4 protein-coding genes are annotated in these 8,625 nt (G+C 57.8%); all 4 read right to left on the bottom strand.

Going from position 1 to position 8,625, the window contains the following annotated elements:
* The coding region (locus K5905_RS20555) for a beta strand repeat-containing protein (protein ID WP_367186998.1) at positions 1-5,132 on the bottom strand (5,132 nt) is incomplete at its 3' end.
* A gap of 648 nt (positions 5,133-5,780) precedes the next feature.
* Positions 5,781-7,085 (bottom strand): ATP-binding protein, encoded by a 1,305-nt coding sequence (locus K5905_RS20550; RefSeq protein WP_297587116.1) that lies wholly within the window; start codon positions 7,083-7,085, stop codon positions 5,781-5,783.
* 4 nt (positions 7,086-7,089) lie between these two features.
* Positions 7,090-7,776, bottom strand: a complete 687-nt coding sequence (locus tag K5905_RS20545) for a response regulator transcription factor (protein ID WP_297587114.1) — start codon at positions 7,774-7,776, stop codon at positions 7,090-7,092.
* A 25-nt stretch (positions 7,777-7,801) separates the two neighbouring features.
* Positions 7,802-8,422 carry a hypothetical protein gene (locus K5905_RS20540; RefSeq protein ID WP_297587112.1) on the bottom strand — a complete coding sequence of 207 codons (621 nt, stop codon included), beginning with the start codon at positions 8,420-8,422 and terminating at the stop codon, positions 7,802-7,804.
* Positions 8,423-8,625 lie beyond the last annotated feature (203 nt).

Genomic DNA, 8,625 nt, shown 5'->3' with positions numbered 1-8,625 from the left:
TCGACATCGGAGGATCCGCCACCACCGCCGACACTCTGTGCAAAGATGCCGATGCCGCGATCGCCAGTCGTGCCGATTGTCGCTCCGCTTTCATTTTCGACGGTAACGTGACCACCGTCGCCCGCTGCAGCGCCATCGCCGCCAATGGTCAGGCTGTGACTGTCTTCACCGGATGCCGAACCCGAAGATCCACCACCGCCGCCGACACTTTGCGCAAAGACACCGTAGCTGCCATCACCATTGGTTGTGATGGTGCCGGAGTTATAAACCTCTGCTATCTCACCATCGCCACCGGAACCACCGCTGCCACCGATCGTCAGGTTGAAAGAGGTCCAGTCGGTGATCTTTTCGTAGGGCGAATCGTCTGTCGCCGAGCCGTAGGCATCATCGAGGTCCCCGGCCACTTCGTTTGAAGTGAATGTATCAAAGCCAGGTGCCGCACTGCCGCCATATCCACCGCCGCCGCCGACGCTTTGGGCGACAATTCCGTGCGCTGCCGATCCTGTCGTGGTGATTGTGCCTTCATTGCGGACGGTCGCCTCCATGGCGTCTCCACCGGTGCCACCGTCTCCACCAAACTGGCCGGTAAACGAAAACTCCGTATCGCTGTCGTCCTCAGCGTCGTCCTCGTCGCAATCGGAGCTCGATGCAGCCACAGCGGTGAAGTCGCATACCCCGGAAATATCAAGATTGTAGTTGGATGCCGATCCGCCATGACCGCCGCCGCCGCCGACAGATTGCGCGAAAATTCCGACCGCATTCGCGCCGCCTGTCGAAATCGTTCCGGTCGAACCATTCAGGACATAGACATCGTCGGCCACCGCACCATCGCCGCCCGAACCACCGACCGCCATGGACATGGTGAGATTGACCGAACTGCTTTCAGCACCGTCGTCATCATCATCATCATCATCGCCCGAGAGGTCGGTTTGAAACAGAATATTGCCACCGCCGCCACCGGCGCCCCCATTGCCGCCGATGCTTTGCGCAAAGATGCCGGTAGAGCTTGCTCCGGCTGTCTGGATGGTCGCGTAATTATAGGCAAACACTTCGTTGGCTGAAGCTGCATCACCACCGGCGCCGCCGACGGTGACGGTGATTGTTCCCGAATTGTCGCTCTGATCCTCAAGGTTCATAAGCACGTTGTAGGAATTGCCGCCGGACCCGCCATTGCCACCGATGCTTTGGGCCAGGATGCCGAAACTGTTGTCTCCATATGTGGTGATATCGGCGTCAGCAATGGTTTCGACGATGACCTCGCCGGCATAACCGCCGCCGCCACCTTCACCGCCGATATTGACTTCCACGTCCAGCGTCGTGCCTTCAGTGCCAAGATTGGCTGTTCCTGAATAAACCGATCCGCCCGAACCACCGCTGCCACCAACACTCTGAGCGATAATGCCAGAGGAGTTGAAGTCCTGTGTCGTGATGGCAGCCTTGTTGAGGACGTCAACCGTTCCGGCGTTCGGGTCATCAGATGACCCGTCGGTGCCGCCGCCATCACCGCCGATGGTCACAGTCGCGCTGCCTGCCGGAATTTCCGGATCGGCGCTGACGGTTATTCCGGCCTGGGCGGCAAAGCCACCTGCACCGCCATTGCCGCCGATGCTCTGAGCGACGACCCCATCGGCATGAATGCCTGTTGTGGTAATGGCCGCAACGTTGGTGACCGTGACATCATCCGCCCGGGCACCGTAACCGCCATCACCGCCAAGCGTCACGGACGCGTCCCCTTGCGAAATCAGGGTTGATGACATCGAGCCGCCACCCTTGCCACCGGACCCGCCAATGCTTGCAGCAAAGATGCCTGTGGCCAGATCGCCAATAGTCGTCAGTGTGCCTCCGGTGGTGGTGATCGTCACAACACCGCTGACGCCGCCACCGCCTCCACCACCGCCGACGGAGACGTCTGCGGATGCTGCGCTTGCGGCCGCACCACTGAAATCAAAGCCACCGGCTCCACCGGATCCCCCTGTACTGGTCGCAAGGATGGCAACGCTTTGCACACCCTCCGTTCTCAATGTTCCACCGGACCAGTCGACGGTTACGTCTCCCGCAGTGCCGCCGTCCCCACCGTCGCCGCCGATCCCGACGCTTGCATTTGATGCTGACACACCATCGGCGGATACTGCGACACCACCACCGCCGCCGCTACCGCCGACGCTCATGGCCTTGATGCCGTAAGATGAGGTTCCGGTCGTTTGGATCACATCCTTGGTCAGGACGTAGACGTCTCCGGCATCTCCGGCGTCGCCGCCATCACCACCAACGGAAACGGTGACTGCCATCGCACCGGTCGCGTTTGCGGAAACGGACGCATAAGATGCTCCACCCGTCCCACCGACGCTTTTGGCAAGGATACCGTGTGAATGGCTGCCACTCGTGGAAATGCCACCTCCGGACGTGACCTTTACATCATCGCCCGCTCCACCTGCGCCGCCATCGCCGCCAACGGTTACGTCGACCGAGTCTAAAGACCCGGCAGATGCCGCGACTGTTGTTCCAGAATGCCCACCGCCACCGCCGACGCTGCCCGCCAGGATACCGTGAGAGATTTCGCCGCTCGTCGTGATGTTGGCGGTGTCACCGCTTTCTGCAGTGGCCGAGCAGGTTTCCGTGCTTGAATCATATGTTCCGCGGCACACTGTTACGGTTCCGCCGTCACCGCCGCCGCCACCGTCACCACCGACCGAGGCTGAAACCGATATTGACGCGCCGGCCGATGCTGCGACGGACGTACCGGCAGACCCGCCGGCCCCACCTGTGCTGCCGGCCAGAATGCCGATCGAATGATCACCAACCGTTGTGATTTTTGCTGTGACGACTCCAAGAACATTGCCGCCATCTCCCGCACCACCACCTGATCCGCTCAGTGAAACGGAGGTCAGGCCGGCAGCAGCAGCTGAGATGGACGTCCCGCCGTGGCCGCCGCCGCCGCCGACACTTTGCAGAACCAATCCATTCGACTGGTCCCCGGTCGTGTGGATGAAATAGGAACCCGGATTGTCCGGCTCCAGATAGGTGGCATCCTCACCATCTGCGCCCGTACCGCCGTCGCCGCCAATTGCGAGCGCAAACCCGATACCGACACCAAGACTGTTGGAGCCTTTACCGCCGCCTCCGCCCACGCTCTGGACGAAGATGGCATCCGAAAAATCACCTCCGGTGGAGACACTGCCGGAGTTGGTGACAGTGACAATGCCACCGGTTGCACCGCTGCCGCCGTCTCCGCCAATTGATGCAATGCCGCTGGTAGAGCCGGCTGCGCCACCTCCGCCGCCGATACTTTGTGCGAAAATACCGTCCGATTGATCGCCTGTTGTGGAAATCGCAGACGTATTGGTGACCGTAACAACACCGCCGATCCCGCCCAGGGAGCCTGCACCACCGACAGACACGATGCCGCTGGCGCTGCCGCTGTCACCGCCGCCGCCGCCTGCGCTTTGTGCGAAAATTCCGTGGGCACGGGTTCCCGTTGTCTGGATCTGACTACCATAGGTATAGACGGTGACAATCCCGCCATCGCCACCGGCGGAACCTGTGCCACTCAGTGCGATCAATCCATCGGCGGTCGAACCGTTGCCACCGCCACCGCCAACAGACTGGGCGAAAAGTGCGGTTGAATAATCGCCACCGGTTTTCAGAAGAGACTCGGTTGCGCTGTTCCAGGTAACCGTGACGTCTCCTCCGGCGCCACCACTTTCAGAACTCGCTCCATAAGCAACGAAGCCACTGCTTTCTCCACCATTTCCGGCAAACCCGCCGACTGCTTGCGCGAAGACGGAATAAGCATCATCGCCGGTGGTTGTGATGCTTCCGGAAAATTCGGCGATGACGTTGCCGCTCGTGCCGGAGCTGGCGCCGTCACCGCCACCTCCCGATCCGAAAAAGCCGGACCCGTCGCCGCCATCGCCACCGTTGCCGCCATAGCTTCTCAATGCGACACCGTGGGCAAGGTCACCCGAAGTGTTGACGTCAAGCGTGCCGTTGCCGCTCATTTCGACATCGCCGCCGGTGCCACCGCCGCCGCCATCTCCTCCTGTCGCGTCACCAGCGGAGGACGCGTATCCGCCATCTCCTCCATCCCCGGCGATGCTCTCGATACGGATGCCGATATCATTGACGGCGGTCACTTCAAGGGTTGCCCCGTCGTCAAGCACGATGCTGGCTTCGCCTCCGTCTGCGCCATCCCCACCTGTTGAGCCATAGGAATGCGCATCGCCGGCAGTGCTCTGCGTGGCTTTTCCGCCGGTGCCGCCGTCGCCGCCGACGCTCGCAAGGTAAATTCCACCACCGCCAACGCTACTGGTCTCTCCTGAATTGTCGGCGCTGGTCTCGCCAGAAATAGTCAGGATGACAGTACCGCCTTTTCCACCGTCGCCAGCTTCGCCGCCATGTGAGGAATAGTCCCAGGCGCGTCCTTCACCGCCATTGCCGCCTATACCGCCATCGCTGACGATTTCAACCAGATATCCCCCAAGCGAGCTTTCGTTCGAAATGCTTGTCGTTTCCAGTGTTACGTAAATATCGGACCCTGCACCGCCGGTTTCTCCATCACCTCCGTAGCCATGGCCGAAACCCGTGGAATCGCCTTTTCCACCGTCGCCACCGTCGCCACCCGATCCGGAAACCAGCACAGCAGTTGAGAAGGAATAAATCGAGACGATGTCTGTCGATGCAATGTCAGCATGGATTTCACCGCCATCGCCACCAACACTGCCGTCGCCACCGGTTCGGTTTCCGCTATCGGTGTTTTCGCTGCCGTTACTTCCGGTGCCAGCTTGCGACTCGAGCACAAGTGTCGGCGCCAAAACTCCACCGCTGAGTTCAAAGCCGTCAACGGTTCCATCGATATTGAAGTCGAAATCAAGGCTGCCGAAGCTGTCGTCATCGTCTCCTGAAAAATCGAATGAGATCGCTTCTGAAAACCCGCCTGAAATACCGCTGGAAGTCAGGTTCTTGAAAACGAAGATGTAGTCCGCATCGTCCTCCGAATCCGGTTCGAAAGACTGGGCTGTCGTGACATCTCCGGTACAAGTTTGGGTGTTGCCGCTGGTCGAACAGGCCGCAAGGGCTGGTGCGGAAAGATCTGACAGAAATAGAAACAGGCCAACGGCCGTTGCGCCTTTCAATATCGCCTTTGGACTCCGTTGCCATGTGGCTGTTGGCGGAAACTGGATAGGGGAGGGCGCTAGGCAGACGATCGGTTTGCCATCGGAAATGCGAGGCTGAAACAGGTTAGGTAACATTTCACTACGGTCTTTCAAAACGCCGGACCCCGGAACCTGATCAACTTGCATATTCGAACGCACAAGAAAAATGAAGCAGTATGAAAATAGAGACAAGTTTAATTAAATTAATTTAGAAGTAAATTTAAATGAATATGAAAATATACAAGCAAAAATTACTCGAGATCTATCAATATAATCTATTCTGCACCAGTAATAATACTGATACGATAAATGTTATTGATTTGATTCGCAACAAAAGACTCAAGAATTCGATCTTGGGGAAATTTCTTGAACGACTGCAATAACTTGAATCCAAAGACGCATTTCGTTTTGCGATCGAATACGTACGTCAAGGTCACCTGTTGCGGGCCTGAGAATTGTTCACGCAAAACGATCAAGGCTTGGAAATTCACTTTGTTTCGCAAAGTCTTTCGAAAGGCGATCAGGCTCTTTCTGGAAAAAAGTCCGCTCCACGCTGTCAGGAGATGCTTTGACGAAGCGGTTGTGAGTGTCTGATTGGGAATTTCCGGATTGTCGATTTCGAGTTTGTCAGGTACCGCTACCGGGCAGCGGCAGGACAACTCTCGTAATGCTGTTTCCGTTCGGCCCGGTGAATATCAGAGCTTTGCCGCCATGGGCTTCAGCAATTTTTCGCACCAGCGCCAGGCCCAATCCGTAACCCTCGATATTCTGCCTGTCCGGGCCGCGATAAAACGGCAGGAAAACGTTCTCCTGTTCACTGGCCGGAATACCCGAGCCAGCATCTTGAATGTCCAAGGTAGCGGTTTCTTGTGTTGCGGAAAGTGTAAGCTTCACAGGTGGACGACCATGCTTCAGTGCGTTCTCCAGCAAATTGGCAAGCATGCGGTGAAGTAACCTTGGATCCCCGCAAACTTCCGGAGCGCTGCCGGAAAAGGCACAACCGTCGAATTGGGCACATTCTTCGGCCAGCAAGGCCACAAGATCGATCGGCTCGACACTTTCCATCGGCATCGCGGCATCAAGGCGGCTCATGACCAGGATTTCATCAATCAGCTTGTTTAGCTCGGCGATGTCCTGTTTCAACGCAACGCTACGCTCTCTGGACGGCTGGATCTGTTCCATTTCAAGCCCGAGCTTGATCCGTGCCAGGGGCGTTCGTAACTCGTGAGAAGCGTTGGCCAGCAGCAGCCGGTGAGCTGCGACCAGATTTTCAATCTTGTCGGCAGCAGCATTGAAGCTTCCGGCAAGCTGTGCGACTTCGTCCCGGCCTTCCACCTTCACGCGGGTTTTCAAATCGCCAGATCCGATCCGTTCCACACCGCGTTGGAGATGTTCCAGCCGCTTGGTCAGCCTGCGCGCGATCGGAAAGACCCCGAGTCCAACAACCACGGCGATCAGTGCCAGTATGAACAGCAGGCTAAGGACCGGTGCTGAATTCGGTGCTCGATTGGCATCGGCAACCAGCCAGCGGCCATCCGGCAGCGCCAGAGATAGTACCGGACCACCACGTACCCTGGACCAACCCGTTCGACCGCGAAGCCTCTCACGAGGTAGGGTTGGATTGCCATAGGCAGCAAGAAGCTGCCTGTTTTCGTCAAAGAGGTTGATTTCGAGGTCTAGTTCCTGTCCCAGGCGAGCAATGGCCTGTTGCTGGGCTTCCTGGCTGGCGGCTTTGTCGGGTATCGACAAGGCAACCAGTTTTGCGATTGAGTCCAGAAAGTCGTCATTCACCCGCTCCCGGCCATATATTTCCCAAAGCACGCCGGATAGGAACACTACCAGAACAAGGCTGGCTATGATCGTCAGATAAATCTGCAGAAAAAGCCGCCGCATCAGCAGCGGACCGAACAGGCGGCGCAGTCGACTTGCCATCAATTCAGTCCTGCGACCTGGCGAAGACATAGCCGGCACCACGCACCGTGATCAGCCTTCGCGGCTTGTTCGGATCGTCTTCGATTTCGGCGCGGATGCGGGAAACATGAACATCGATGGAGCGATCGAAGGCTGACAGGTTTTCGCCATTGAGCACATTCATGATTGTGTCGCGGCTAAGAACACGGCCTGCCCGGTTTGCCAAGATTTCCAGGAGTTTGAACTGGTGTGCGGTGAGGTCACAGGTTCGGTCATCGATCCGTGCTTCGATGGCCAGCGGATCGATTTCCAGCCGGCCGAACCTCAGGATCTTGCCTTCCTTTGGTGCGTTTCCCCGCCGCAGTACGGCTCTGAGACGCGCCAGCAGTTCGCGCGGTTCGAATGGTTTGGGCAGATAATCGTCAGCCCCAAGTTCCAGTCCGATAATCCGGTCCATGGGTTCGCCCTTCGCGGTCAGCATCACAATCGGCGTGTGGTCATTGGTCCGCAATAGCCGGCAGACCTCCAGCCCCTCCAGGTCGGGCAGCATCAAGTCCAGCAGGATGGCGTCAAACTGGCGTTGCCGATGCAGGTCGAGACCGTCCTGACCCGAACCTGCAACTGTTACCTGGAACCCGGACTCGCCGAGATAGTCCTGGACCATCGCGGCGAGGCGGGCATCATCTTCTATCAGGAGGATCTGCTGGGACATTCTTGTGTGATCAGCTCATCGATTTTTAATGGCGTTTGAAACCAGGGCGCATGGATTTGAACTGTTTGATCCGAGTGTCCAAAACGGCCCGTTGTTCCGGAGTAAGCACCATAGCAACTTCGATGATCACATCGGTCAGTTTTTTGCTGACCTCATCCGCCAGGGCGAGTTTTTCAGCGCGCAACGCTTCAACGGAAAAGCGGTCGACTTCGGCTGACAACAGCAACTTGCGAAGCTCCTCACCGGTGCCGGCGATGTCCTTGCGCAGGTTTTTCATTTCGATTGCGGCCGGGGTAAGAATGCCGACGATTTTATCAATCTGTTCCTGCGATGCGTCAATTTCGATTGCGGCATGTCGGACAATGCGGGAGAGCCGCTCTTCGATTTCGCTGTCGCTGAGATCCAGCAACCTGCCACGGCCAGAGCGACCACCCCAACCGACCGGCTGGAAATCGGCAAGCCCAGACAGGCCCTCCGTGCCCTGATCGTAAGATGGCAGCTGGCCTGCACCGGTGAATTGTGGAGCGCCGTTCACGGACAGGACAGTGGCGGCCAGAATTCCGGTGCTGACGACGCAAGCTGCTAGCACCCGGCCGACTTTGGAATTGGATGACTGCAAGCGTGTGTTTTCCAGTTTATGCAACATCTTGAGGCTCCTATTTGTTTGCCTGATACGAGTGGTTCATTGGATATTGTCAGCAAGGCAGCGTGCCGTAATTTGTCTCGCTGAGTTTTTCGGGCGTCCCTGTTTCCGGCACGAAGGGTTCAAGGGTGTCGATGTCGCAGTTCGCGGAATTTTGCGAGTTGCGCCGATGTCAAGACGGCGGACAGTTCGGTCTCCACCAATTT

Source organism: Roseibium sp. (genome assembly GCF_025698965.1).
In the GTDB taxonomy this organism is placed as follows: Bacteria; Pseudomonadota; Alphaproteobacteria; order Rhizobiales; family Stappiaceae; genus Roseibium.
The sequence above is the reverse complement of the archived record's forward strand: the minus strand, read 5'-3'. Positions and strand labels throughout refer to the sequence as shown.